This window comes from Pacificoceanicola onchidii (assembly GCF_004804335.1).
Classification (GTDB): Bacteria; Pseudomonadota; Alphaproteobacteria; order Rhodobacterales; family Rhodobacteraceae; genus Pacificoceanicola; species Pacificoceanicola onchidii.
Genome location: NZ_SRXY01000011.1, coordinates 1 through 24982, shown reverse-complemented (window position 1 = coordinate 24982; position 24982 = coordinate 1). Strand labels below are relative to the sequence as shown.

The 24982-nt window shown below is 61.7% G+C and carries 24 protein-coding genes; 10 read left to right on the top strand and 14 right to left on the bottom strand.

Translation table 11 applies throughout. From position 1 onward, the window contains the following. Nucleotides 1-249 precede the first annotated feature (249 nt). From E4662_RS22355 to E4662_RS22330, 6 genes are all read left to right on the top strand, one after another. Nucleotides 250-612: a putative quinol monooxygenase gene (locus tag E4662_RS22355; protein ID WP_136443861.1), complete on the top strand. Its 363-nt coding sequence runs from the start codon at nt 250-252 to the stop codon at nt 610-612. Between the two features lie 81 nt (nt 613-693). Then, a complete protein-coding gene (locus E4662_RS22350) occupies nt 694-1710 on the top strand; it encodes a TRAP transporter substrate-binding protein (RefSeq protein ID WP_136443860.1) in 1017 nt (338 codons plus the stop codon). A gap of 166 nt (nt 1711-1876) precedes the next feature. Beyond that, nucleotides 1877-2398, top strand: a complete 522-nt coding sequence (locus E4662_RS22345) for a TRAP transporter small permease (protein WP_168798053.1) — start codon at nt 1877-1879, stop codon at nt 2396-2398. A gap of 1 nt (nt 2399) precedes the next feature. Then, entirely contained in the window at nt 2400-3704 is a 1305-nt protein-coding gene (locus E4662_RS22340; RefSeq protein ID WP_136443858.1) for a TRAP transporter large permease, read from the top strand. A 102-nt stretch (nt 3705-3806) separates the two neighbouring features. Next, nucleotides 3807-4895: an SMP-30/gluconolactonase/LRE family protein gene (locus tag E4662_RS22335; RefSeq protein WP_136443857.1), complete on the top strand. Its 1089-nt coding sequence runs from the start codon at nt 3807-3809 to the stop codon at nt 4893-4895. Nucleotides 4896-5042: 147 nt separating this feature from the next. Then, nucleotides 5043-5861 carry a universal stress protein gene (locus tag E4662_RS22330; RefSeq protein WP_136443856.1) on the top strand — a complete coding sequence of 273 codons (819 nt, stop codon included), beginning with the start codon at nt 5043-5045 and terminating at the stop codon, nt 5859-5861. Between the two features lie 68 nt (nt 5862-5929). Here E4662_RS22330 and E4662_RS22325 read toward each other — a convergent pair whose 3' ends face one another. Genes E4662_RS22325 through hpaE form a run of 7 tightly spaced genes read right to left on the bottom strand, consistent with a single transcriptional unit; the run spans nt 5930 to nt 13193 of the window. After that, on the bottom strand, nt 5930-6706 hold the full coding sequence (locus tag E4662_RS22325; RefSeq protein WP_136443855.1) for an aldolase/citrate lyase family protein: 777 nt from the start codon (nt 6704-6706) through the stop codon (nt 5930-5932). 5 nt (nt 6707-6711) lie between these two features. Continuing rightward, a complete protein-coding gene (gene hpaH / locus E4662_RS22320; protein ID WP_136443854.1) occupies nt 6712-7512 on the bottom strand; it encodes a 2-oxo-hept-4-ene-1,7-dioate hydratase in 801 nt (266 codons plus the stop codon). Continuing rightward, a complete protein-coding gene (locus tag E4662_RS22315; RefSeq protein ID WP_136443853.1) occupies nt 7509-8363 on the bottom strand; it encodes a fumarylacetoacetate hydrolase family protein in 855 nt (284 codons plus the stop codon). The genes hpaH and E4662_RS22315 overlap by 4 nt, the downstream gene beginning before the upstream one ends. Continuing rightward, nucleotides 8363-9838: an NAD-dependent succinate-semialdehyde dehydrogenase gene (locus tag E4662_RS22310; protein ID WP_136443852.1), complete on the bottom strand. Its 1476-nt coding sequence runs from the start codon at nt 9836-9838 to the stop codon at nt 8363-8365. Before E4662_RS22310 ends, E4662_RS22315 begins: the two co-directional genes overlap by 1 nt. Next, nucleotides 9835-10818 (bottom strand): 3,4-dihydroxyphenylacetate 2,3-dioxygenase, encoded by a 984-nt coding sequence (gene hpaD, locus E4662_RS22305; RefSeq protein ID WP_136443851.1) that lies wholly within the window; start codon nt 10816-10818, stop codon nt 9835-9837. Before hpaD (E4662_RS22305) ends, E4662_RS22310 begins: the two co-directional genes overlap by 4 nt. A gap of 9 nt (nt 10819-10827) precedes the next feature. Beyond that, on the bottom strand, nt 10828-11682 hold the full coding sequence (gene hpaD / locus E4662_RS22300; RefSeq protein WP_136443850.1) for a 3,4-dihydroxyphenylacetate 2,3-dioxygenase: 855 nt from the start codon (nt 11680-11682) through the stop codon (nt 10828-10830). Further along, on the bottom strand, nt 11682-13193 hold the full coding sequence (gene hpaE / locus E4662_RS22295) for a 5-carboxymethyl-2-hydroxymuconate semialdehyde dehydrogenase (protein ID WP_136443849.1): 1512 nt from the start codon (nt 13191-13193) through the stop codon (nt 11682-11684). The genes hpaD (E4662_RS22300) and hpaE overlap by 1 nt, the downstream gene beginning before the upstream one ends. Nucleotides 13194-13365: 172 nt before the next feature. Here hpaE and hpaR point away from each other — a divergent pair, with 172 nt between their 5' ends. Beyond that, nucleotides 13366-13830: a homoprotocatechuate degradation operon regulator HpaR gene (gene hpaR, locus E4662_RS22290; protein ID WP_168798052.1), complete on the top strand. Its 465-nt coding sequence runs from the start codon at nt 13366-13368 to the stop codon at nt 13828-13830. 28 nt (nt 13831-13858) lie between these two features. Here hpaR and E4662_RS22285 read toward each other — a convergent pair whose 3' ends face one another. The 5 genes from E4662_RS22285 to E4662_RS24180 all read right to left on the bottom strand — a co-directional run bounded on the left by E4662_RS22285 (nt 13859) and on the right by E4662_RS24180 (nt 18896). After that, on the bottom strand, nt 13859-15097 hold the full coding sequence (locus E4662_RS22285) for a Tm-1-like ATP-binding domain-containing protein (RefSeq protein WP_136443847.1): 1239 nt from the start codon (nt 15095-15097) through the stop codon (nt 13859-13861). Between the two features lie 9 nt (nt 15098-15106). Then, a complete protein-coding gene (locus E4662_RS22280; protein ID WP_136443962.1) occupies nt 15107-16591 on the bottom strand; it encodes an aldehyde dehydrogenase in 1485 nt (494 codons plus the stop codon). Nucleotides 16592-16595: 4 nt separating this feature from the next. Next, on the bottom strand, nt 16596-18113 hold the full coding sequence (locus tag E4662_RS22275; RefSeq protein WP_136443846.1) for a tripartite tricarboxylate transporter permease: 1518 nt from the start codon (nt 18111-18113) through the stop codon (nt 16596-16598). A gap of 12 nt (nt 18114-18125) precedes the next feature. Next, nucleotides 18126-18665, bottom strand: coding sequence for a tripartite tricarboxylate transporter TctB family protein (locus tag E4662_RS22270; RefSeq protein WP_136443845.1), 540 nt, complete (start codon nt 18663-18665; stop codon nt 18126-18128). 66 nt (nt 18666-18731) lie between these two features. After that, on the bottom strand, nt 18732-18896 hold the full coding sequence (locus E4662_RS24180; protein ID WP_168798051.1) for a hypothetical protein: 165 nt from the start codon (nt 18894-18896) through the stop codon (nt 18732-18734). Between the two features lie 115 nt (nt 18897-19011). Between E4662_RS24180 and E4662_RS22265 the strand changes: the two genes are divergently transcribed. Genes E4662_RS22265 through E4662_RS22255 form a run of 3 tightly spaced genes read left to right on the top strand, consistent with a single transcriptional unit; the run spans nt 19012 to nt 22035 of the window. Next, complete coding sequence (locus E4662_RS22265) at nt 19012-19821, top strand: IclR family transcriptional regulator (RefSeq protein WP_136443844.1); 810 nt, start codon at nt 19012-19014, stop codon at nt 19819-19821. Next, nucleotides 19818-21164 carry an aspartate aminotransferase family protein gene (locus E4662_RS22260; protein ID WP_136443843.1) on the top strand — a complete coding sequence of 449 codons (1347 nt, stop codon included), beginning with the start codon at nt 19818-19820 and terminating at the stop codon, nt 21162-21164. The genes E4662_RS22265 and E4662_RS22260 overlap by 4 nt, the downstream gene beginning before the upstream one ends. Before the next feature lie 10 nt (nt 21165-21174). Continuing rightward, nucleotides 21175-22035, top strand: coding sequence for an MBL fold metallo-hydrolase (locus E4662_RS22255; RefSeq protein WP_136443842.1), 861 nt, complete (start codon nt 21175-21177; stop codon nt 22033-22035). A 21-nt stretch (nt 22036-22056) separates the two neighbouring features. On the opposite strand, the gene E4662_RS22250 is transcribed toward E4662_RS22255, so the two are convergent. Both E4662_RS22250 and E4662_RS22245 read right to left on the bottom strand, forming a co-directional pair. Next, the gene (locus E4662_RS22250; protein WP_136443841.1) at nt 22057-22836 is read right to left on the bottom strand and encodes a 3-hydroxybutyrate dehydrogenase; all 780 of its coding nucleotides are present in this window, start codon (nt 22834-22836) and stop codon (nt 22057-22059) included. A 13-nt stretch (nt 22837-22849) separates the two neighbouring features. Continuing rightward, complete coding sequence (locus tag E4662_RS22245; RefSeq protein WP_136443840.1) at nt 22850-24865, bottom strand: TRAP transporter large permease subunit; 2016 nt, start codon at nt 24863-24865, stop codon at nt 22850-22852. Nucleotides 24866-24982: the final 117 nt, after the last annotated feature.

Sequence of the window (24982 nt, the reverse complement as noted above, 5' to 3'; positions counted from 1 at the left end):
GAATTTGGCAATCTGAAAAGATTGTGTGACCCTTCCCAGTGCGGCCAGAAAACCAATGGCCACCTCCATCCATTTACCCGAAATTAATGCACTTTTCTCGCGGAACAGAGCAATCCAAACCCTTCGCAGAGATTGGCCACAGGGGTTCGCGCGACAATTCATATTGACATAGCAATCTAAAGATCCGTAAGTTTTGATCCAGCGACACCGCATGTGTCGACAAAAGCCAAACGGACTTAGGGAGGAAACATGGCTGATTCTGAGAATGTCATTTGGGTGGCTGAGGCAACGATCCGCGACGGTCGCCGCGCCGATTTCGAGGCAGCAAAATCCAAACTCATCGACCTCACGTCGAAGGATGAAGGCGTCCTGAATTACGAATGGTACAACACCGAGGAGACCGGTGCCGTCTACATCTATGAGCGCTATGCCGACGTGGACGCAGCCTGGGTTCATCTCGACACCTGGGCGCAAGGTGCCGAAGCCTTCATGGATGCGGCGAACTTTGAGCGGCTGATCGTTCTGTCCGACCTGCCGGCCGATATGCGCGCCAAGCTGGAAGGCATCAACTGCGTCTATCGTCTGCCATGGGGCGGCATCAACAACACCTGAACACAAAGCCGAAGGCACGGGCGCGGCCCGTGTTTCGCGCAGGCACATCGCCTGCTCAATAGCCAATCATGGGAGGCAAACATGATTCAAGGTGCCAAAATTCTTGCGGCTTGCACAGCTGCATTCATGTCGCTCGCACAAAGCGCCGCGGCGGATACCAACCTGACATTCCACACGGCTTTCGGCGAGGCGGGCCTCAACGAAGGCGCGCGCGTCTGGATGGACATGGTCGAAGAGCGCACGGAAGGCCGCGTGACCTTCAACCGTCTGTTCGGCGGCCCATTGGGCAAGTTCACCGGGCAGCCCACGGGCATCAAAGCCCGCTCGTTTGACGTCGGCGATACGTCTTCGGTCTACAACCCGGGCCTGTATCCGATGAGCACGGTCGCGATCCTGCCGTTTATCAGCGACAACATGGACGCGCACGCCAAAGCGATGCACGACATGCAAACGTCGGAAGAGTTCACCGCAGAGTTTGACCGGCTGAACCAGAAATTCCTGTTCAACAGCTCCTGGATCTGGATCCAGACGATGTCGCACGAGCCTCTGACGACAATGGCAGACCTTGCGGACAAGAAAATCCGCGCACATGGCGGATCGGCCGAAGCTCTGACCGCTGCCGGAATTACCTCCTACGCTATCCCGTTTGGCGAGCTGCCTGCCGCCGCCGAGAAGAAAGTCGTGAACGTTGTGACCATGGGCGGGCCCTCCGGCATGGTTGACTTCGGCTTCGGCGATATCTTTTCGCACTGGAATGACAACCTGATCTGGAACTGGTTCCCGATGACCATGGTCATGAACAAGAAAGCCTGGGATGAGATCCCGGCGGAAGACCAGGCAATCATCGAAGAGATCAACGCTGAAATGGTTCAGGTCGTGCTCGATCTCGTCTGGGCGCAGGAGAACGCGGCCAAGGAAGCGCTGATCAACGATTACGGCACTCAGGTTGTTCATTTCGAGGAAATGGACCAGCTGGCGGCCTTTGGTGCGGAGTCCTGGAAACTCTGGATCGAGGACATGGACAGCAAGGGGATCGACGGGCAAGGCCTCATCGACACCTACAAGTCGCTCTACGAGGGACATCTCGCATCCAACTAAGTTGAACCCTTGGCCCGCCGCATCCAATGGCGGGCCTTGTCTTCAATCAACAGGCCACCGTCCATCCAGCCAAAGAGCCGGACCAGCACGTGTGACCTCGGGAGCGGCACCTTCGGACATGGCTCCGGGCAAGGATGTCGTTCGCGCAAAGCAGCGGGACAGTCTCATGCAATCGCTTCAAAGCCAACTCGAGAACATCTTGAGCTATGTTTCGGCCACTGCCGTTGCGTTCATGATGCTCATCACCGTGGCTGACGTCGTCGTCAGATACGCCACACCCTTCAGCGTTCCCGGCTCCTATGCCTTTGTGAGCCTGTCATTCGTCTTTGTGATCTATCTTGGACTGTCTGTCGCGCAGCGCGAAAACTCGCATATCGCGATTGATGCGCTTTACGACAAGCTCGGTCGCGGCCAGAGGAAGCTCCTACAGATCCTCCAACTGAGCATATTCAGCGCCTTTTTTGGTGCTCTCACCTGGTACTCCGCCGTCACGGCCTGGGAAAACTACCAGTTCAACGACACCATTCTTGGCGCCATTCAGGTCGTGACCTGGCCGGCTCGGATCATGATCCCCATCGGGTTTCTGTTCCTGACCTTGCGCATGGTTGTGCAGCTTTACGCCATCTTCGCGCGTGACGAGCTGATCGAAGAGGGTGTCGAAGCCGCTCCGCAAGAGGAGGAGGCATAACATGGATTTCTCGACACCGATCATGATCATCGGCCTTGTGGCTGTCATGCTTGCGCTGCGGGTTCCGGTCGGGTTCACGCTTTTGATCAGCGGCACGCTCGGCTTTGCAATGTCTCGCGGGTTGGACTCGACGCTTCAAACATTGGGTGCCCGGTTCTACGACATCGGGTCCGGCTATTCGCTCAGCGCAGTGCCGCTGTTCCTTTTGATGGGCCATATGGCCATCGCTTCCGGCGTCACCGACGACATGTTCAAGGCGGCACGGACCTTTGTCGGCCACATCAAGGGCAGTCTCGTTCTGGCGACAACCTTCGCGGCCGTCGGGTTCGCGGCCTGCTCCGGATCGACCACATCGACAACGGCGATCTTCGGCAAGGTCGCCCTGCCGGAAATGATGCGCGTGGGCGTGGACCGCCGACTTGCAGCCGGTTGTATCGCCACGGTTGGCACTCTGGCCGGGATGATCCCACCATCAGTTGTGTTGCTCGTCTATGGCATCATCGCGCAGGAATCCATTCCACGCCTGTTCATTGCCGGGATTGTTCCGGGCCTGCTGACGGCGCTGGCCTTCGGGATCATGATCTATGTGCGTGTGATGCGGAAGCCCGAACTGGCCCCGGCCTTGCCGCCATCAACGCGTGCCGAGAAAATCGACGCGGTCAAAAGCGTCTGGGCGGCGATCCTGCTGGCTTTCATAGTCATCGGCGGCATCTATCTGGGTGTTTTCACACCGACGGAAGCGGGTGCCATGGGGGCAGCGGGTGCGTTCCTGATTGCTCTGTTCCGGGGACGCGTCACAATTGACGCGATGAAGAATGTCTTCATCGAAACGTCCAAGACCACGTCCGTGATCTTCATCATCATGGTCGGCGCGTTGATCTTTACCTCCTACCTCGCCGTAAGCGGGACGTCGGGTGCCGTCTCTGCATGGATCGTGGGACTGGAGGTCAACCCGGGCGTGCTGGTGATCCTATACCTGGTTTTCATGCTGATCCTCGGGCTCTTCATTGATCCGATCTCCGTCATGTTCCTGACCGTGCCGATTTTTCTGCCTCCGCTGGTGCGCCTGGGGCTGGATCCGATCTGGATCGGGATCCTCGTGACCAAATCCCTTGAGATCGGCCTGATCACACCGCCGATCGGCTTGAACGCCTTTGTTCTCAAAAGCGTCTCGCCCGGGTTCTCCTTCAAGGAAATCTATGGCGGCATCTGGTGGTTCCTTCAGGTCGAACTGATCGTTCTGGCGATCCTCTTCAGCTTCCCGGAGCTGACCACGTGGCTGCCGGATCTGATGTATGGCGGCTGACGCCTGATCTCCCGCGCCGGAACTGCCCGGCGCGGGACCTGCCCGCAGGCCCGCCGGGCAAATTTCAAGAACAAGCGCGCCACGCCATTAGGGAGACAAACCATGCGACTGAAGATAGTAACCGGTGCCGCTCTGAGCGCCCTGCTGCTGGCCGGGCCAGCCTCCGCCGAAGGAACCCACAAAGCCGAACTGCTGACCGAGCTGCCCGCCACGCTCAACTCACCAGCCAGCATGGGGCTCGATTCCGCCGGCAACCTCTATTTCACATCACCCAACTTCCACAACGAAGCCATGGTCAAAGCCGGCGCACTCGAGGCCCCTGCCCCGCCTGCCATTGCCAAGGTCGCTCCCGACAACACTGTCAGCATCTGGTACACCTTTACGGCGGATGACATGGAGCCGACATCGGGTCTGATCGGCCCGTTCGGCATCACCTTCGGCCCCGACGGCAACGCCTATTTTGCGGACATGCAGCTTTGGTTCGGCGGCACATCCCGGATCATGCGGATCAACGTTGAAGACGGCAAGGCTATGGCTGTCGAGCCTGTGGTCATTGGCACATCCTTCCCCAACGCGCTCGTGTTCCGGGGCAATGACCTGTTCCTGTCCGACACGGTTCTTGTGACGGAAAAAGGCGTGTCCACCACCAGCGGCCTTTACAAATTCTCGCTCGATGAAATGAACAGCGGCCCGGTTGAGGTAAAGCCTTACGCCGAAGGCGATGCCGACCCCCATCTGTTCGAGACGTTCACTTCCAACGGCGCGCTCACGTTTGGTGCCAACGGGTTGACGGTGGACGGCGAGGGCAACCTTTACACGTCCATCATGGAAGACGGCACGATCGTGAAAACAACCGTGGATTCCGATGGCAATCTGGTCGACAGCGAAGTCTTTGCGCGCGGCATGGGGGCCGTGGACGGCATGGCCTGGGATGCCGGGACGAACAAGATCTACCTGACGGATCTGGCACATAACGCCGTCTACAGTGTCGATATGGAGGGCAACAAATCCCTACTGGCCCAGAACCCGGATACCGACGGGACCGGCGGCGCGCTGGATGCCCCGGCCGAAGTGATCGTGCGCGGCAAGGACGCCATCATCACCAATTTCGACGCGACGGGCCTGACGCCTGACATGGTCAATCAAGCCGCCGATCTGCCGATCACCCTGTCCGTGATCCGGCTGGATTGACGCGCCGCCCCCTTTCGCACCACCCGCATCAGTCGGGTAGGCGATCCACGAACTTCCCTGGCCAATGGGGCCAGTTCACAGGCTGCAAAGTCCAGGACTGATCCCATTGGCCCTTTTCCCCAGGCTCAACACACGGAGACTGCACCGATGGCCATCAAGAACATCCTTTGCGCATACAACGGTCGCAACACGGCAACCCGGAGCTTGGACTATGCGTTGCGGCTTGCAAAACACCACGGCGCGTTTCTGACCGGCGTGGTCCGACACAGCAAACCCGTCATGGAAACCCGGTTTGCCGCGCATCTTCCAAAAGATGTCATTGATGCAATGCACCGGAACGACACCGATCTGATCGCAGCGATTGCAAAACGATTTGAGGCAGAATCCAAGGCAGCCGGTTTGTCCGCCAGTTCGGAGTTCATTGAGATCGCCGACAAAGAGGACCTTGCTCTTGGCGCCATGGCGCGGCCCTACGATCTTGTTGTGACAGGTGTGCCATCAGAGGACGTATCCGTCGCGCATCTGACCGCACACCCCGATTTGGTGGCGTTGCATAGCGGGCGACCGGTTCTGGTCGTTCCGGATTCCGGATCCCATGAGAGCCTCGCCGATCATACACTTGTGGCCTGGGACGGCGGGCGGTCGGCCGCTCGGGCCTTGGGTGATGCGCTGGCGATCCAGGAGACGCACTCGAAAGTAACCGTTCTCTATGTTGGCTCCGAAGCGCCCAAAGGAACAGAACAACTCCTGAACAATCTGCGCAGGCACGGCGTTGCGGCAGAGCTGCTTGTGAAACCCAAGAAAACCACGGTGTCGGACACCATCGTCAAGACAGCCGAGGAAATCGGGGCGAACTTCATCGTGATGGGCGCTTACGAACGCAGCAAGTTTTCGCATGACATGTTCGGTGGCCCCACCACGGATGTCATGCGGCATTCCAAAGTTGCAGTTTTGCTATCCCACTAGCGTCGCCTGCACCTGCATCACGCGACCAAAAGAAGGCGCATGCGGGTTCCCGGCGCACACAGCACACCTTATTTCAGGCGGTCCTTGGCGGCGCTGGCGGCCTGACGCATGCTGGTGGCGAAGAGCGTGACATCAATGGCCGTAGCAATGTAGGACGCCCCAAGCGCACGGCTTTCGCGTTGCAGATCTGCATCCATGGTCAGCAGGCCCGCCGCCTTGCCCGAAGCGACAATCCGCCTCACCGCATCCAGCACCGCCGCCTTGACCTCCGCATGCCCGGCCTGACCGAGATACCCCATGTCAGCCGCGAGATCGGACGGGCCGATAAACACGCCGTCGATGCCCTCAACCGCAAGAATGTCATCGAGCGCCACCATGCCCTTGCGGTTTTCCACCTGAACCAGCAGGCAGATTTCCTGCCGCGCGGTGGCGAGATAGTCCGGTATCCCCGAGAAATCCGAAGCCCGCGCCAGCGCCGCGCCGACACCGCGGATCCCGTGCGGCGGATAGGTCACCGCATCCACAAGCGCCGTCGCTTCGTCCCCGCTTTCAACCATCGGGATCAGCAGGGTTTGCGCGCCCGCATCGAGCAGCTGCTTGATCATCCACGGCGCGCCCACCGGCGGGCGCACAACCGCGTGCACCGGGCGGCCCGCGATCACCTGAAGCTGCGCGGTGATCGAGCGCAGATCGTTTGGCGCGTGTTCGGCATCGATTGTCACCCAGTCGAACCCCGCGCCCGCGCTGATCTCGGCCACATAAGGATCCGCCAGACCAAGCCAGCAGCCCAGTTGCAACTCGCCTTCGGCAATCGCGTGTTTGAAAAGGTTACGGGGTGCGGGCATGAGACTTATCCAAAGCGAATGTCGACCGAACCAAACGGCCCGAAGTCGGCGTGAATGTCGGTGCCGGAGGGGCATTCCACCGGGCGAATGAAACTGCCGGACAGGATGATCTGACCCGGCTCGATGCTCTGACCATACCCCGCCATCCGGCGCGCCAGCCATACAACGCTTTGAACCGGATCGTCGAGCACCCCGGCCCCGAGACCGGTCTCTTCGACATCCCCGTTGCGCGTGGTGATCGCGCCCACCCAGCGCAAATCAAACGCATCAATGGCATGGCGCTGCGTGCCAAGGACAACACCGGCGTTCGCGGCATTGTCGCTGATCGTGTCATACACCGTGCGTGTCTTGCCGGTTGCCGCATCCTGCCGCACAATCCGCGTATCCAGAATTTCGAGGCAAGGGGCCACGTAATCCGTCGCCGCGATCACGTCGTCTCGGGTGATATCGGCCCCGCTCAAAGGCGCCTTGAGCACAAAGGCGATTTCCGCTTCGATCCGGGGCTGGATAAACCGCCCTTTCGGCACGGTCGATCCGGTCTCAAACACCATGTCATCAAACAGAATGCCGCTGTCCGGAATGTCGATATTGAGCGCGTATTGCATGGCCTTGGACGTCAGCCCGATCTTCCATCCCACAACCCGGCGGCCCGCTGCGATCTTGGCGCGGTAAATCGCGTTCTGGATGGCGTAGGCGTCGTCCATGCCCATCTCGGGATGGCTCTGGCTCAGGATGCCAATCTGCTCGCCGCTCTGTTCGGCCTTTAGCAAAGCGGTGGCGGCGGCTTCATGCTCTTCGGGGCTCATAGCACTTCATCCTCAACCGTGTTGCGCAAGGTGCCGATGCCGTTGACCTCAACTTCGACAACATCGTCGGGTGCAAGGTAGCGCGGCGGGTCAAACCGGGCCCCGGCCCCGGTGGGCGTGCCGGTGATAATAATGTCTCCCGGCTGCAGCGTCATGAAGGTGGAGATGTATTCGATCTCTCGCCGGATCGGGAACATCATGCGGCTGAGCACATCGTCCTGCCGCACTTCGCCGTTCACCCGGGTAACGATGCGCGCCGCGTCAAGCTGCGCCGCATCCTGGAACGGCACAAGCCACGGCCCGATGGCCCCCGAACAATCCCAGTTCTTACCTTGGGTGACGTTGAACTTGGCATGGCGCACCCAATCGCGGATCGTGCCTTCGTTGCAGATCGTCAGGGCGGCGATGTGATCATAGGCGTCTTCCTGCGAGATCCGCCGCCCGGCCTTGCCGATCACAATCGCCACTTCGCCTTCGTAGTCGAGCGTGTGGTTCTCCGGCGGGCGGATCAGCGGGCGGTTGTGCCCGGTGAACCCACTGGCGAACCGTGGAAAGAGCGACATGTACTTGGGCTGGGCGCTGCCGTCCTTGTACTCCGCGTTCCGGTCCGGAAAATTGACGCCAACACACAGGATACGCGGCGCGTTCGGCAGCACCATTTCGAAACGGTAATCCGTATGGGTGACGGGCTGACCCTTGGTGACCTCTTCCAACCGCTTCAGACCATCGTTTTGAACAACATCCAGCAGCGTTGGCCAGCGTTCGAACAACGGTGTTGCCGCCACCATGCCGCCGTCTGTTACCGCGCCGTAGAGGGTTTCACCCCCCGATGAATAAGTTGCAAAGCGCATCATGCCTCCTCAACCGGGTCGATCCCGCCCATGCAGATGTATTTCAGTTCCATGAAGTCATCGAGACCATGGCGCGATCCTTCGCGGCCAAGTCCGGAAGACTTCACACCGCCAAAGGGGGCCTCTGCGGTGGACACAAGCCCCGTGTTCACCCCGACCATGCCGTAATCCAGCGCCTCGGACACGCGCCAGACCCGCGCGTGATCCCGGCTGTAGAAGTACGAGGCAAGCCCGAACTCGGTCTCATTGGCGGCGGTGACAACCTCCGCTTCGGTCTCGAACCGAAACAGCGGCGCAACCGGGCCAAAGGTCTCTTCCCTGGCCACGGCCATGTCCGATGTCACACCGGTGAGGATCGTCGGCTCAAAGAACGTCCCGCCCAAGCCATGCGGCTTGCCACCCAGAGTAATGGCCGCCCCCTTGCCCGTGGCGTCCGCGATATGGGCCTGCACCTTTGCCACGGCAGCGTCATCGATCAGCGGGCCGAAAGTGACGCCCTCCTCCATGCCATTGCCGGTGGCGAGCGTCGCCACCCGCGCCGCCAGCTTCTCGGCAAAGGCATCATAGACCCCTGATTGCACATAAATCCGGTTCGCACAGACGCAGGTCTGGCCGTTGTTGCGGAAATTGGCGACAATCGCCCCCTCTACCGCCGCATCCAGATCCGCGTCATCAAAGACAATGAACGGCGCGTTGCCGCCCAGTTCCAGCCCCAGCTTCTTGATCGTCGGTGCGCATTGCGCATAGAGCGCCGCGCCCACGCCGGTTGATCCGGTGAAGGTCAGCTTGCGCACGGTCTGGCTGGCGGTCATCACTCCGCCAATGGCACGGGCCTCGCCGGTGATGACCGAGAAAAGCCCGGACGGCAGACCGGCTTCTTCTGCCAGAACCGCAAGCGCGATGGCTGAAAACGGCGTTTGCGCCGCCGGTTTCAGAACCATGGCACAGCCCGCCGCCAAAGCGGGCCCGGCCTTGCGCGTGATCATCGCATTGGGGAAGTTCCACGGCGTGATCGCCGCCACCACGCCGATCGGCTGCTTGATCGTCACGATCCGCTTGTCCGGCGCATGTCCCGGCGTGATGTCGCCATAGGCCCGCCGCGCCTCTTCGGCGTACCATTCGATGAAAGACGCGCCATAGGCGATCTCGCCGCGCGCTTCTGCCAGCGGCTTGCCCTGCTCGGCGGTCAGGATCCGGGCGAGATCGTCCTGATGTGCCATGATCAGATCGTACCAGCGCCGCAGTACGGCGCTGCGCGCCTTTGCGGTCAGCGCCGCCCAGGATTTCTGCGCCAAGGCTGCCGCCGCGATGGCCTCTTCGGTCTCATCCGCGCCAAGGTCAGGCACATGACCGATCACTGCCCCTGTTGCCGGGTTGGTCACTGCGATCCCGGTCTCATCGGCGGCAATCCAGCGCGCCCCAACCCGCGCCGCCTGTTTCAGCAGCGCGGTGTCTTTCAAGGCGGGCAGGCTCATGGCGCGATGATCGGCGTGGCCTTGAGGCCAGACTCGCGGGTCTCAACCCCTGCAAAGCGGGTACCATGTTTGAACCAGCTTTCCGGCGCAGGCGCGCCCCAGAGCGTCTGGCGCTGCGGATCCTTCAGATCCCATTTGATCGGCTCCAGATCCGGATCAACGGTCTGGTAATCGGAGCAGTAGATCTCGATCCGATGCCCGTCCGGATCAAGGATATAGAGGAAGAAGGCATTGGAGATGCCGTGCCGCCCCGGCCCGCGCTCTATATTCCCCACATGTCCCGTGGTCGCCATCAGATCGAGCAGATCAATGATGTTCAGCGGCGTCGGCACCCAGAAGGCCACATGATGCATGCGCGGCCCGGTGCCATTGGTAAAGGCCATGTCATGCACACCGCCTTTACGGTGCAGCCACGCCGCCCAGAGTTTCTTGCTCTCTTCATCCTCCGTGTACTCCGTCACCCGGAACCCGAAATCGCTGTAGAAGGCCACAGAGGCGTCCACGTCATGGCTGAAGCAGTTGAAATGGTCGATCCGCAGCGGCTTCACACCCCGGTACAACGCGTATTTCTGGTGGATCGGCTCCAGCCGGTCCATCTTGTGATAGAACTCCAGCGGAATGCCCATGTTGTCGGAAGTCAGCAGCGTCCGGCCCTGATACGGGCGGTCAATCCACTGCGTCGGCCTGCCCTTGGACTGGAAATAGGTCTCCGCCTTGTCGAGATCCGCCTCGTCGAAGGTCTTGAAGCCCATGACCTCGACCGTGCCGGGCTGGTCCGACTTTTGCAGGATCACGCAGTGATGTCCGCGTTCTTCCATGGCACGCAGATAGACGTGGCTGTCGGTTTTATCCGTCACCTGAAGGCCGAGAATCTCGGTGTAGAACGTCTTGGACACCTCCAGGTCCTTCACGTTCAGGCAGACATGGCTAAGCCGGATGGTGTTGAAATCGGGGTACAGGTTGGGCGCTGGAACAGGCATGAAGGTCTCCTATGTCACAGGAAAGATGACGTTGGTCTGGCCGGTGCCGGACGAGGGGAAATACTCGGTCACCACTTCGCATTGGGCGTCGTATGCCTCCCAGCCAAGCGCGCCATACAGCATCGCCGTGTCGTGCATGGACCCTTCGCCACAGCAGAACTCCGCGTATTCCGGCAGCATCTTCAGGAAGGTTGCGTGATCGCCGCGTTGCCACATGTCGAGCACATGCAGATCCATCTGGCGGTTGAATTCGGAGCTGATCGTGAAGGTGCCGTTGTTGGCAGCGTAATCCTTGTTCGGCCAGATCTTGTGGCTCAAGGAGCCGGAGGCGACCAGCAGGACCTTGCTGTCCGAAGCCTCAACGGCCGCGCGGATCGCCTCGCCGACAATGCGGCTTTCCTCGTGATCGTGCACCGTGCACCAGGCCGCGACAGAGACAACCTTCATCTCGTGGGCGCGGGACATGAACCGCATCGGCACCAGCGATCCGTATTCCAGCTCCAGCGAATCCAGATGATGCGCCAGCGTATAGGCCCCGCGCTCCGTCGCCTCCCTTGCAATGGCATCGCCCAGCTCCGGGTTGCCCTGATAGTCATAGGGCATGTTCTGAATGAACTGCGGGAACTCGTTCGAGGTGAACAGCCCTTCGAACCGGCTGTTGGCATTGATGTGAAAGCCGGCGTTGATGACCCAATGGGTATCGCAGATGATCACCGTATCCGCCCCGAGCGCCTTGGCCCGCCGCGCGATTTCGAAATGGCCATCAATGGCGCTCTGGCGCTTGCCTTTCACCGGGCCGTCCTGCTCGGACATCAGCATCGTGGGCACATGGGTGCACTTTGCAGCAAGTACGATCTCTCCCATCACAGCGCTCCCAGCTTGGTGATCTTGTGCTGCCCGGTGGCGAAGGCGATGTTCTTCTGCTCCATGTAGAATTCGAAAGACCAATCCCCGCCGTCCCGGCCAATGCCGCTGGCCTTGAGCCCGCCAAAAGGCGTCGGCAGGTGGCGCACGTTCTCGGAGTTCACCCAGATCATCCCCGCCTCAAGCTGATCCGTAAGGCGCAGCGCGCGGGTCAGATCATTGGTCCAGACATAGCCCGTCAGGCCGTAAGCCACATCATTTGCCATGTGCAGCGCCTCTTCTTCCGTTTCGAACGGGATGGAGGTCAGCACCGGGCCAAAGATCTCTTCCTGGGCAATCCGCATCTGGTTGTTGGCCCCGGTGAACAGCGTCGGCCGGACAAAATACCCTTCGTCGCCAAGCGCCACGCCGCCCGCTGCAACCGTCGCACCATCCGCCTTGGCAATGTCGAAATAGCTGGTGACCTTGGTGTAATGCTCTTCGGTGACAAGCGGTCCGATTTCCGTGGCCGGGTCCAGCGGATGGCCGACCTTGATGGCATTCACCCGCTCGATCAGCCGCGCCTCGAAGTCTTCGCGTATGCTCTCTTGCACCAGAAGCCGCGAAGACGAGGTGCAGCGCTCGCCGTTGATCGAATAGATCATGAAGATCACTGCATCGAGCGCCCGATCAAGATCGGCGTCGTCAAAGACGATCACCGGGTTCTTGCCGCCAAGCTCCAGATGATTGCGTTTGAGCGTGTCCGCGCCCTGTTTGGTGATCAGGCTGCCGGTGCGGCTTTCCCCGACAAAGGCAATCGCCTTGACCTTGGGATGCTCGCACAGCGCCTTGCCCGCGCCTTCGCCGAAACCATTGACCGTGTTGAGCACGCCGGGCGGCAACCCGGCCTCTTCGGCGATCTCAACCAGCAGGCGCGCGGTCAGCGGCGAGGCCTCGGCAGGCTTGTGCACCACGGTACAGCCCGCCGCCAGCGCCGGGGCAATCTTCCAGGTCGACAGCATGAACGGCGTGTTCCACGGCGTGATCACCCCCACCGGACCAATCGGCACGCGGGTGGTGACATTCATCAGGGTTGGACTTTTCAGGTGCTGACCATCGCGGGCCTGCACCACCTGATCGGCAAAGTAGCGGAAGTTTTCCGCCCCGCGCAGCGCGGCCTTCGACATGAACTTGTAAGCCTGACCGGTGTCCCAGCATTCGCACAGCGCGATCTCTTCGGCCCGCGCCTCGATCCCTTCGGCAATCCGGATCAGCACGTCCCGGCGCTGTTTTGCGGGCATATCGCGCCACGCCGGAAACGCCTCAGAAGCGGCCGTGGCGGCGGCGTCGATATCCGCCGCGCTGCCATGCGCCACCTCGCAGATAACACTTTTGTCGACGGGAGAGGTGCTCTGAAAAACCCCTTCGGAGCCTGCCACATCCGCGCCTGCAATGCGGTTCAGAATTCCGGTCTCCCGGAACCGCCCCAGAAAGCCGTCCAGCTTGGCGATGTTGTCGTCGAGTGCGCTCATCTTGCCCCCTCCAAAGAGTTACAACAGGTTGGAATTCCGCGCGCCGCGCCGTGCAAACTCTGGCAGTTCTAGCCGGGTCGGACTTGCGGCAATACGAATCCTTAACATGTTAATTATTGCCAAGTTAATTAATCGACTTGCCTGCTGTCAAGCCAAAGTTTATTCCTGTCGCATGAATTCGAAGACGTCTCAGGCAGCGGGCACGGGTGCCCTGCCCTCCACCGCGCGATCGCTGCCGATTGCCCTGATCCGCGCGCGCGAAGGGGTCATGCTCCCAATCCGGGACATGCTCTCGGACACGGGCATCACCGAACAGCAATGGCGCGTGCTGCGTGTGCTTTCGGAGTTCGGCCCGCTCGACACCAAGACTCTCGCGGATCGTGCCAGCCTGCTCTTTCCCAGCCTCACGCGCATCGCCAATACGCTCAAGGAAAAAGGGCTTGTCACCCAGACGCGGGACAAGGCCGACCGCCGCCGGCAGTTCGTCGAGATCACCTTGGCGGGCCAGAAGCTCATCGACGATCATTCCGATCAGGCCGCCAGGATCGTCGACCGGTTCAAGGCGACCCTTGGCGCAGAGAACTACGAGCAACTGCTCGATCTGCTCGCCCGGCTCGACCCGGACAATCCCGGTTAGACACTGGCCCGGCGAGACTCTGGCCGCCCTAGACGCGGGTCTTCACCGTGCCATCCGCACACCAGCCATCAAAGATCTCAAGCGCCTTCTCGGCAAAGCCCGCGTCATTGATATGGCAATCAATGTCATGCCGGGTGACATTCGCGGGAAGCGTTTCGCGCATCTCGGTCAGGAAGGCGTCCAGCCCATCCTTGTCATAAAGATCCGCCCCTTCCCGGTCCCATTCACCCAGACCATGCGACGGCAGGATCATCGAAACCGGGGCCTTGGCCTCGGCCAGTCGCTCGGCATGGGCCCGCGCCACGGCGCGGCGTTCCTCGGTATTGAGAACAATGGATGTCAAAAGCCGGTTGTGCGCATGACTCAGATGAGCGCGCCATTTCTCCGGCACCGGCTTCCAGCCCACGATATCCACCAGATCATAGCAGCCGGGCGCGACGATCTGCGGCGTGCCGGACTTGCCCGCATGGGTCAGGCGGTCCTCCCCCGCTGAAATGTCCGAGCCATGAATGTGATTGCCAAGCTCCTGCGTGCAGAAATCAAACGTACAGACAAAGGCCCCCTGCCCTGCAAGGCTCTCAAAAGCGCGCCCGCCCATGCCCGTGGCGTGAAACACCGCCACCTCGAAACCGCGCGCCTCCAGCGCGGGCTTCAGCGGCACCACGTACTTCAACGCCGAGGTGCCGAGCGACATCATCCCGACCAGCGGTTTTTTGGCCTCGGGCGGCTGAACCGCCCGCGCCGCACCCAGAACCGCCCCCGCGGCCTGGCTCAACGAGGCCTTGCAGACCGAGTTCAACCCATAGAGCCCCCCGGCCCAGAGGATCATCTGCACATCGGCGGGCAGGCGCTCCGCCGGGATCAGCGGCGAGAAGGAGACGGTGGAGACAATGTATTTCGGCACGCCCAAAGGCAGCGCCGCGCAGACATCCAGCGCCAGATCGGTGCCCATGGTGCCGCCCAGCACAATCACCCCGTCAAAGCGCCCTTCCGCGAAAAGACGCGCCGCCAGCAGGCTCGCCCCTTTCGCCATGATCTGCATCGCGTGGTTTTCGTCGCCGCTGTCGATGGCGGCCCTGATCGAGCTGCCGCCTTCCTCGGCGACCGCATGTTTGGAGTAATCCGTCGGCTGGGACGGATCGCCCAGAACAGAGACATCCATGGTCGCCACGCGGCCGCCCTGGTCCGCAATGCAGCGCGACAGAAAGCCAAGCTCCGCATCTTTCGTGTCGTAGGTTCCAACAACGAGGATCGTTTTGTCCGTCATGCTTGCCTCTTACAGTTTGATCCAGGCGGTCTTGAGATCGATGTATTTCTCAATCGCGTGCAGGGATTTGTCCGCGCCATTGCCCGATTGTCCGACCCCGCCCAACGGCACCGTCCCATCGGCCCCGCCATAGGTGTTCACATGCATCACGCCGGTGCGCACCGCGCGGATCATCCGGTGGGCGCGGCTCAGGTTTGACGTCCAGACCCCGCCCGCCAGACCAAAGTCCGTCGCATTGGCGAGGCGAATGGCGTCATCGTCGCCCTCAAACGCCGTCACCGCAAGCACCGGCCCGAACACCTCGTTTTGAAAAAGCGTCGCCTCCGGCGTCACGCCGCTGACAACCGTGGGCGCCATGTAGGTCCCGCCGGTCTCCTGAAGGATCCGCCCGCCCCCCGTGACGATCTCGCCGCCCTCCGCCGTCGCGGTTTCCACAAAGCGCAGGTTCTGCGCCATCTGGGTCTCGGAGTTCACAGCCCCGATCTGCGTCGACACATCCAGCGGATCACCAACGCGCATCGCCTCCGCCGCGCGGGCAACCGCCGCGACAAACTCATCGTGGATCGCCCGCTCGACCAAAAGGCGCGAGCCCGCCACACAGACCTGCCCGGCATTGCGGAAAATCCCGCCCGCCGCGACCTTCGCGGCCTCGTCGAGGTTCGGCGCATCGGCAAAAACGATGTTCGGCGATTTGCCGCCCAGCTCAAGGTAAACCCGCTTGAGGTTGGACTGCGCCGCATACCGGAGCAGCCTGCGCCCGGTGCCGCCCGAGCCGGTGAACACCAGCACATCGACATCCATCGACAATCCCAGCGCCTCACCCACCACCGCACCTTCGCCGGTGACCGCGTTGAGCACACCCGACGGCAGACCCGCCTCCAGCGCCAGCGCGCACATCCGCATCAGGGACAGCGAGGCGGTCTCTGCCGGTTTCAGAACCACCGAATTGCCCATGGCCAGCGCCGGCCCCAGTTTCCAGGCGCCGATCATCATCGGGAAATTCCACGGTATGATAGCCCCCACAACCCCGACAGGCTCCTTGTGAACCAGCCCCAGCACATCCCCGGACGTGGGCGCGATCTCGCCATACACCTTGTCCAGCGCCTCGGCATAATATCGGATCGTCGCCGCTGCCGAGCCCGGCTCGGCCTTCAGCGCCATGCCGATTTCCGTACCATTGTCGCGCACGCCCAGCACCGCCAGCTCCAGCGCGTGCTGCTCGATCAGATCGGCCCAGCGGTGCATCACCGCCTTGCGCGCCGCCGGGGGCATGCCGGACCAGCGCCCATCCTCGAAGGCGGCGCGGGCAGAGGCGATGGCCCTGTTCATGTCCTCCGCCGTGCCTTTCGCCACGGTGGTCAACACCTGCCCGTCAATCGGAGAGACAACCTCCATCACCGCCCCGTCCGAGGCCGCAACGGACTTGCCGTCAATCAGGTGCCCAAACGGCTCCAAGGGGGCGGCCCGCAGGGCCTCGATCTTGCTCTGGTCCATGCCCTTACCTTTGCTGCGCGTCGTGAAGGTCGTGATCTTCATCCACCTGATGCGCGCGCCATTCGCGGATCATGGTCCGGACGTGCAGGATGAGGACAAGTATGATGATGCCGAACAGGATGGCCGCAATCGGGCGGTTGATCATGTCGAGCGGCGATTGCAGACGCGGCAGCGCCGAGCGCAGTTTCACCTCCATGATCCCGCCGAGCACCATCCCGAGGATGATCGGCACAATCGGCAGGTTCAGCCGCTTGAGCACCAGCCCCAGCACACCAAACCCCGAGGCGATCATGCAATCCGTCAGCGAATTGCGCAGCGAGTACACGCCGACAAACGACAGCAGCAGGATCATCACCCCAAGGAAGCGCGTCGGAATGCGGATCACCTTGGTCAGCAGGTTCGTCGAGAACAGCAGAAAGACCATGACAATCACATTGAGCGCGATCAGCGCGAAATAGAGCCCGTAGACCAGATCAATGTTGTTCTGGAACAGCTGCGGGCCGGGAATGACGTTGTGCACGTAAAAGACCGACAGCATCATCGCCGTCAGCGCCTCCCCCGGAATACCCAGCGCCAGCAGCGGGATCATCGCGGCGGCAGGCACCGCGTTGTTGGCCGCTTCCGAGGCCACAAGCCCCTCGGGCGAGCCCTTGCCGAAATCATCCGGCGTCTTTGATGTCTTCTGGGCGTAGGTGTAGCTCATGAACTGGGCGGTGAACTCGCCGGTGCCGGGGATCATGCCAAGGATCACGCCAAAGCCGGAGGCAACCGTCGCAACGCGCTTGTGCCCGAGCAATTCCTTGATCCCCGCCGACATCTTGCCGCGCACGGGTTTTGCGTCCGGGCTGCTGTCCGGCTCGATCAGCAGGAAAAACGCCTGGCTCAGCGCAAACAGGCCCAGCACCACAACAATCAGGTTGATACCGGAGCTGAGGAACGTCAGCTCGAAGGTGTAACGCGGCGTGTAGGTTGCCGCGTGCAGCCCCACGGTCTCAAGGAAAATCCCGAACATCGCCAGAAGCCCGGCGGCGAAGATCTGTCCGCGATGCGCCAGGATCACCAGAATGATCCCCAAAAGCGCCGCCAGGAAGATCTCGCGGCTGCCAAACATCGGCGCGATGATGGCGAGCACCGGCGAGAGCAGGATCAGGCACAAAATCCCGATGATCCCGCCCCAGAACGACGCGGAATAAGCCAGCGACACGGCGCGGTGCGCCTCGCCTCGCTGGGTCATCGGATAGCCGTCATAGGAGGTTAGCGCGTTCACCGCGGTGCCCGGCGTGTTGATCAGAACCGCCGGAATCGCGCCCCCGTACATCGAAGAGCCGTAAATCCCCAGCAGCATCGTCAGGCCGACAATCGGATCAAGCGAGAAGGTCGCGGGCAGCAGGATGGCAATGGCAACCGCCGGGCCAACGCCGGGGATCGCGCCGATGATGACACCGCCGATCGAGCCGATGAGAAGCGCCAGTCCGACGTCCCAGCGCAGCAGGATTTCCAAACCGGATATCAGGTTTTCCATGGTCCGCTCCGATCAGAAATAGGTCAGCATGATTTGGCGCAGCCCTTCGGGCAGCACCTCGTAAACCCGCCCGCCAGGCAGGTTCACCTTGAGCAGGGACTTGAACAGCACCACGATCACCACCGCCGTCACCCCGGCAGCAAGCAGCATCCCGCGGGAGCGATAGCCCATCCGCAGGCACAGCAGCACGGCAAAAACCAGCGTCGTCGGCAGGTAGCCCGCATAGGGAACCACGATGGCATAGGCGATGAACCAGCCCGCGAACTCCAGCGAGGCGAACCACAGCCGGACCTCCTGCCAGCGGCCTTCGATCCGCTCCGACAACGCCGAGCCAATCAGGTGCAGCGCCGCAAAACCCGCCATGCCGCCAAGCGACACCGCCGGCCAGAAGCGCGGCTGGGCCATCACCGGTTTGCCATCCCGCCAGACGGTCTGGTCGGTGATCTGCGACAGCAGGACAACCGAAACCACAAGGGCAAACCACGCAAAGACAATGTCCCCCGGTCGGCGGTAGCGTTTGAACAAGGCCTGAAGAGTCTTGACCCGCGACATGGTGGTTCCCCCTGATGCTGCAACAGGGCCGGGACATCCATACGCCCGGCCCGATCTGTGCTCTGCCTAGTTGGCCAGCATGGCCTCGATGGCGTCAATCGCGCCAAACTCCGCTTCGAGCCGGGCGTTGGCCACTTCGGCATTCTGCCAGTGGTTCAGCGCGCCGGTGTCTTCCGCAAACGCCGTGAAAACGAAAGCAAGGGCCGCTCCTGGTGTTTTCTGACTGAGCATGTATCTCTCCAGACCGATCGGTTCATATATTGAACCACTGTTGTAAAAAAAGATTGCCTTGTTAAATATCTTGTGTCAAACCTTTTTTTGTCGAACCTCTTTTTGTGATGGCTGAATGTCCTCTGTGTCCAAAGCTCTGGAGCTTTTGCCCCTGTTCACCGCAGCCCGGCCGGAGATCGGGCTGTCGCAACTGTGCCGCCTCGCGGGACGGGACAAGACGACGACCTATCGCCACCTGCAGGCGCTTGAGAGCACGTTCTTTGTCGAGCAGAACCCGCTGACCAAGGCCTATCGCCTCGGCCCGGCCCTGATGCATCTGGCTTCGGTGCGCGAGATCACCGTCCCCCGCAAGGCGGCGGCGCAGGCCGCTCTTGCACGGCTGGCCGAACAGACCGGCGAGACGGCGCATGTCTCTGTCCTGTCAGGGGAGACGATGTATTCACTGGCCTCCTGCGAATCGCCCCGGCACGCCACCCGCGTGATCATCGACATCACCGTCTTCCCGCTTCACGCCACCGCATCCGGGATTGCGGCGCTGGCGTTTGGGCCGGACAGGCTCTTCGACGCAGCCCTTGCCAACACGCAGGCTTTCACCGAGGCGACCCCCGTAACCGAAGCGGCGCTGCGCCGCTTTGCCCAAGACGCGCGGGCCACCGGGTTCGGCCAGTCCCACAAAAGCTACGAAGACGATGTTCAGAGCATTTCCGCGCCGGTGTTCGACCAGACCGGCCTGTTTGCCGGGGCGGTCTCCGTCGCCGCCGTCGCCTCGCGCTTCAGCACTCAACTGGCCAGCCGGATCATGACCCATCTGATCGAGGCCAGCCGCCAGATCACCCGTTCCTGGGGCGGCACAATCCCGCCTCACCTTGAAAACGCCTGGGCGCAGATCGTACCCGACAAGGCCGCCGTGGAGACACCATCATGAAAGACAGCAACTTCCTCAAGGAACACAACGGTCGCGTGCTGTGGCACCCCATGACCTCACCCGAGGACAGCGTGCAGAACCCGCCCAAGATCATCACCGAATCCGCCGGTGTCACGATCACCGATATTGACGGGCATTGTGTGGTGGACGCGGTCGGCGGGCTCTGGAACGTCAACCTCGGCTATTCCTGCCAGCCGGTCAAAGAGGCCATCGCCGCCCAGCTGGACCGCATGCCCTACTACTCCACCTTTCGCGGCACCTCCAACGATGCGGCCATTGAACTGGCCTTCGAGCTTGGCCAGTTCTTTGAACCGGACGGGCTGTCGCGCGCCTTTTTCACCTCCGGCGGATCGGACTCGGTTGAAACCGCGCTGAAACTGGCCCGGCAGTATCACAAACTGCGCGGCGAAGAAGGGCGCACGAAGTTCCTCAGCCTGAAGAAAGGCTATCACGGCACGCATTTCGGCGGGGCTTCGGTCAATGGCAACGCCAATTTCCGCGGCGCTTATGAGCCGCTGCTGCCCGGCTGCTTCCACATCCCTGCCCCCTACACCTACCGCAACCCATTTGGCGAGACAGACCCGGAGCGGCTGGCCCAGCTCTGTGCGGCGGCGCTCGAAGATGAAATCGCCTTTCAGGGGGCCGGCACCATCGCCGCGATGATCATGGAGCCGATCCTCGGCGCGGGCGGTGTGATCCCGCCGCACAAGAGCTTTGCTCCCATGGTCCGCGAAATCTGCGACCGCCACGGCATCCTGCTGATCACCGACGAAGTGATCACCGCCTATGGCCGCACAGGGGCCTGGTCCGGCGCGCGGCTCTGGGGCATTCAGCCCGACATGATGTGCACCGCCAAGGCCATCACAAACGGCTATTTCCCCTTTGGCGCGGTGATGATCGGCGACAAGCTGATCGAGGCGTTCGAAGGCAACCCCAAGGCCAAGATCGGCCATGGCTACACCTACTCGGGCCATCCCGTGGGGGCCGCCGCCGCGCTGGCCTGCCTTGCCGAGACCAAGCGCCTCAACGTGATCGAAAACGCCGCCGCGCGCGGCACACAGCTCTACGAAGGCTGCCTTGCCCTGCAGGAGAAATATGACCTGATCGGCGATGTACGCGGGGGCCACGGCCTGATGACCGCAATCGAGATGGTCAGTGACCGCGAGACAAAGAAACCGCTCGATGCGGCGCTTGCGGCGAAGGTTCAGGAAACCGCTTATGACAACGGGGCCATGGTCCGGGTCTCCGGCCCGAACCTGATCCTTTCGCCGCCGCTGATCCTGACCGAAACCGAGGCCAACACCATTCTGAACGCGCTTGACGCGGGCTTTGCCGCGGCCTGAAAGGAACGTCATGTCCGAAGATTACGTCGCCCTGATGGGCACCAAGGGCGGTCCCGCGATCCGTCCGGGATCCTCCATGCCCACTTCCAACCTGTTCTGCCTCGGTGGCCAGCAAATCGTTGTCGATTGCGGGCTCGGCGTCACCCGGGGGCTGGTGGCGCAGGGGATGCAGCTCAAGGACCTGTCGCTGATCTTCATCAGCCACATGCATTCCGACCACTACCTTGAGCTTGGCCCGCTGCTGCACACGGCCTGGACCGCCGGGCTGAAAACGCCGGTGACCGTCTACGGGCCGGAGGGCCTTGCCGACTACTGGAACGGCTTTCTGAAATCCATGGAGGCCGACATTGCCCTCAGGATCGAGGACGAAGGCCGTCCCGATCTCGCCGCGCTGGTCAGCCTGCATGTGATCGACGCGGGCGACGTGCTGGTGCAGGACGGGCTAACCGTGTCGGCCATCCGCACCACCCATCCGCCGCTGATCGACTGCTTTGCCTTTTCCTTCCGCACGCCGGAGCGGCACGTGGTCTTCTCCGGCGACACCGCCCCGCTGCCTGCGCTGGAAGACTTTGCGCGGGGCGCGGATCTGCTGATCCACGAAGCGATGCTCGAAAGCGCCCTGCCCGCCCTGCTCAAACGCGTCGGCAATGGCAGCGAGAAGCTCATGGAACACTGGCTGCGCTCGCACAGCTTTGCCCATGATGCCGCGAAAACCGCCACGGCGGCAGGGGTCAAACGGCTCGCCCTGTCGCACCTCATCCCTTCGGACGATCCGGACTATGGCATCGCCGATTGGCAAGCGGCCGTTGCCGAGCACTGGAGCGGCACGCTGATCGTCGGTCAGGACGGCATCAGGATCCCGCTCTCCTGAAACGCGCGGGCTGGCACGGGCTCACTGTGCCAGCCAGCCACCATCGACATTGATTGTCGAACCCCGGATTTCAGAGGCAGCCTCCGAACACAGGTACAGCACCGCCTGACCGATCTGCCGGGGCGTGACGAAATTGCGCGAGGGCTGCTTTTCACCCAGCATCCGCGTTATCGCCTCATCCTCGGACACCTGCTCGCGCGCCGCAAAGGCATCGATCTGCTTTTGCACCAGCGGCGTGCGCACCCATCCGGGGCACACGGCGTTGCAGGTGATCGCCGAATTGGCGGTCTCCAGCGCCACAACCTTGGTCAGCCCCAGCACACCGTGCTTTGCCGCGACATAGGCCGCTTTCTGAACCGAGCCGACATGGCCGTGCACGGACGAGACATTGACGATCCGCCCCGCCCCCTGCGCCCGCATGATCGGCAGCGCCGCCTGGATGGCATGGAAGTTCGACGACAGATTGATGGCGAGGATCTGGTCCCAACGATCACGCGGAAACTCCTCCACTGCGGCGGTGTGCTGAATGCCTGCGTTGTTGACCAGCACATCCACCGAGCCAAAGCGCGCATGGCCCTCCGCCACCATCGTCTCGATCTCCTCCGGCACGCTCATGTCTGCGGGCGAATGGTGCGCCTCCACGCCGTAGTCATGGCGCAGGCTCTCGGCGATCTCCGTGATCTCGGTCGGATCACCAAAGCCGTTGAGCAGGATGTTGTACCCGGCCTCAGCGAGGGTTTCGGCGATGGCCAGACCGATCCCGCTGGTCGATCCGGTGACAATGGCGGTGCTTGCGCTCATCTTTGGGCCTCCATCATTCCAGCGGTGCCAGCACATCCATCGAGTTCGGCAGCCAAAGCGTGATTCCGGGGAAGACCGTCAGCAGGATGATGACCAGCACTTCGACAATCACAAACGGGATGATGCCGCGATAGATGGTGGCCATCTTGACGTTGTACTTGCGCGCCACGCCGTGGATGACAAACACGTTGATGCCAATCGGCGGGGTGATCTGGCCCATTTCCATCATGATCACCATGATCACGCCGAACCAGATCGGATCAAAACCAAGCCCCACAACCGTCGGGAACAGGATCGGCAGGGTCAACATCATCATCGGAATGATGTTCATCACCATGCCCAGCAGCAGATAGAGCAGCAGGATCAGGACAAAGATCACATAGCGCGACACGTCCAGACCGCCGAGGAAGTTGGCAAACTCGCGCGGAATATCCGTGAGCGTCACGAAATACCCCAAAAGGCCGACCCCGATCAGGATGGTAAAGATCATTGCGCTGGTCGTGGTGGCATCCAGCAGGGCGTCAAACAGCTTCTCGCGGTTGAAACCCTTGGCGAACATCGCAATGAGCAGCGCCCCGCTGGCGCCCACGCCGCCCGCTTCGGTGGGTGTCAGGATACCGGAGTAGATCCCGCCGATCACCGCCGCAAAGAGCGCCGCCACCGGCCAGATGTCAAAGATCGACTTGGCAATCTGCGCAGACGTGAACTTCTCCGACTTCGGACCCAGCTTGGGGTTCAGCAGACACTGCACGTAAACCGCAAGGCAGAACCCGGTGGTCAGGATGATGCCCGGAATGATCCCGGCCATGAACATCTTGCCAATCGATTGCTCTGTGATGATGCCGTAGACAACAAAGCCGATGCTCGGCGGGATCAGGATGCCAAGCGTGCCGCCCGCCGCAACAGAACCGGTGGCGAGGGAATCGTCGTAGTCGTATTTCTTCATCTCGGGGATGGAGACCGACCCCATCGTCGCCGCCGCCGCAACGCTCTCACCACAGATCGCCGCAAAGCCGCCACAGCCCGCCACGGTGCCGATGGCAAGGCCGCCCGGCAGCCGGCCAAAAACCTTGATCCCGGCGTTGTACAGCTTTGCGCCAATGCCCGCGTGCAGGATCAGGAACCCCATGAGCAGGAAGAACGGGATGACCGTAAAGAAGTAATGCGCCACAGAATCGTAGGTGTTGATCTTGGAGACGTTGAACGCCACGTCCTGCCCGATGAGGAACATCAGCCCGGTCAACCCGGCAAAGGCCATGGCAAAGCCCACCGGGAAACCCAGCAACAGGATCGCCATCAGGAACAGCGTATAGAGAAGACCCACCGTGGTAGAGCTCAGATCCCCAAACAGCAGCTTCAGAATGTCGGCCGAGTAGATCCCGGCAAGGCCAAACGCCACGATCCCTGCCAGCACCAAGGCAAACTTCGCGCCGCCGCGGTGGTGTTGGAACAGCCCCGAAAGATGGGTCAGCAGCGATGTCAGGATGGCCAGCGCCAGCAGCAGCGTGCCAATCGCGGACACCGCGTAAAGCACCCAGTAAGGCATGGCGATGATGTCGGAAAACTCGTCGTTCTCGAAGGCTTCCAGCGCCCGCGACCCGCTCAGCCAGGACATGGAGCCAAACAGGAAAATCCCCCAGATCGCAAACACGCTTTGCAGAACGCTGTTCACCGGGGCGGACAGGGTGGAGGTGATCAGGTCAACCGCCACGTGCTGGTTCTTCAGCATGGTGTAGGCAATGCTGAAGAAGGCCATGAACACCAGCATGAAGGTCTGCAGCTCGATCATGCCGGACAGCGGGTTATTGAAGATCAGGCGGCTGATCAGGTCAACCACCATGAAAACCGACATCAACAGCGTGACAATGGCCGCCGCGTAACACAGGTAGCGCGAAATCGGATCCACGATCCGGAGCAGGACCCGGCCCAGCCTGGCAAAGATGTCCTTGGGCGGGCCCATCCCCGGGGTGTCCTGTCCGCCGCCCTGAAACTCCAGGGGGTTGCCGTCTATGTCGTCTGATTGGCCCATGTCTCCACCCCGCTTGCGCGTCTGTCCATGTGAGTTGCGCGATCCGCTCCGTCCCCTGGCAAGCCTGCCCCGGCAGTTTGCGGATCAGCGTTGGGCCGGGCGCTCCGGCGCCCGGCC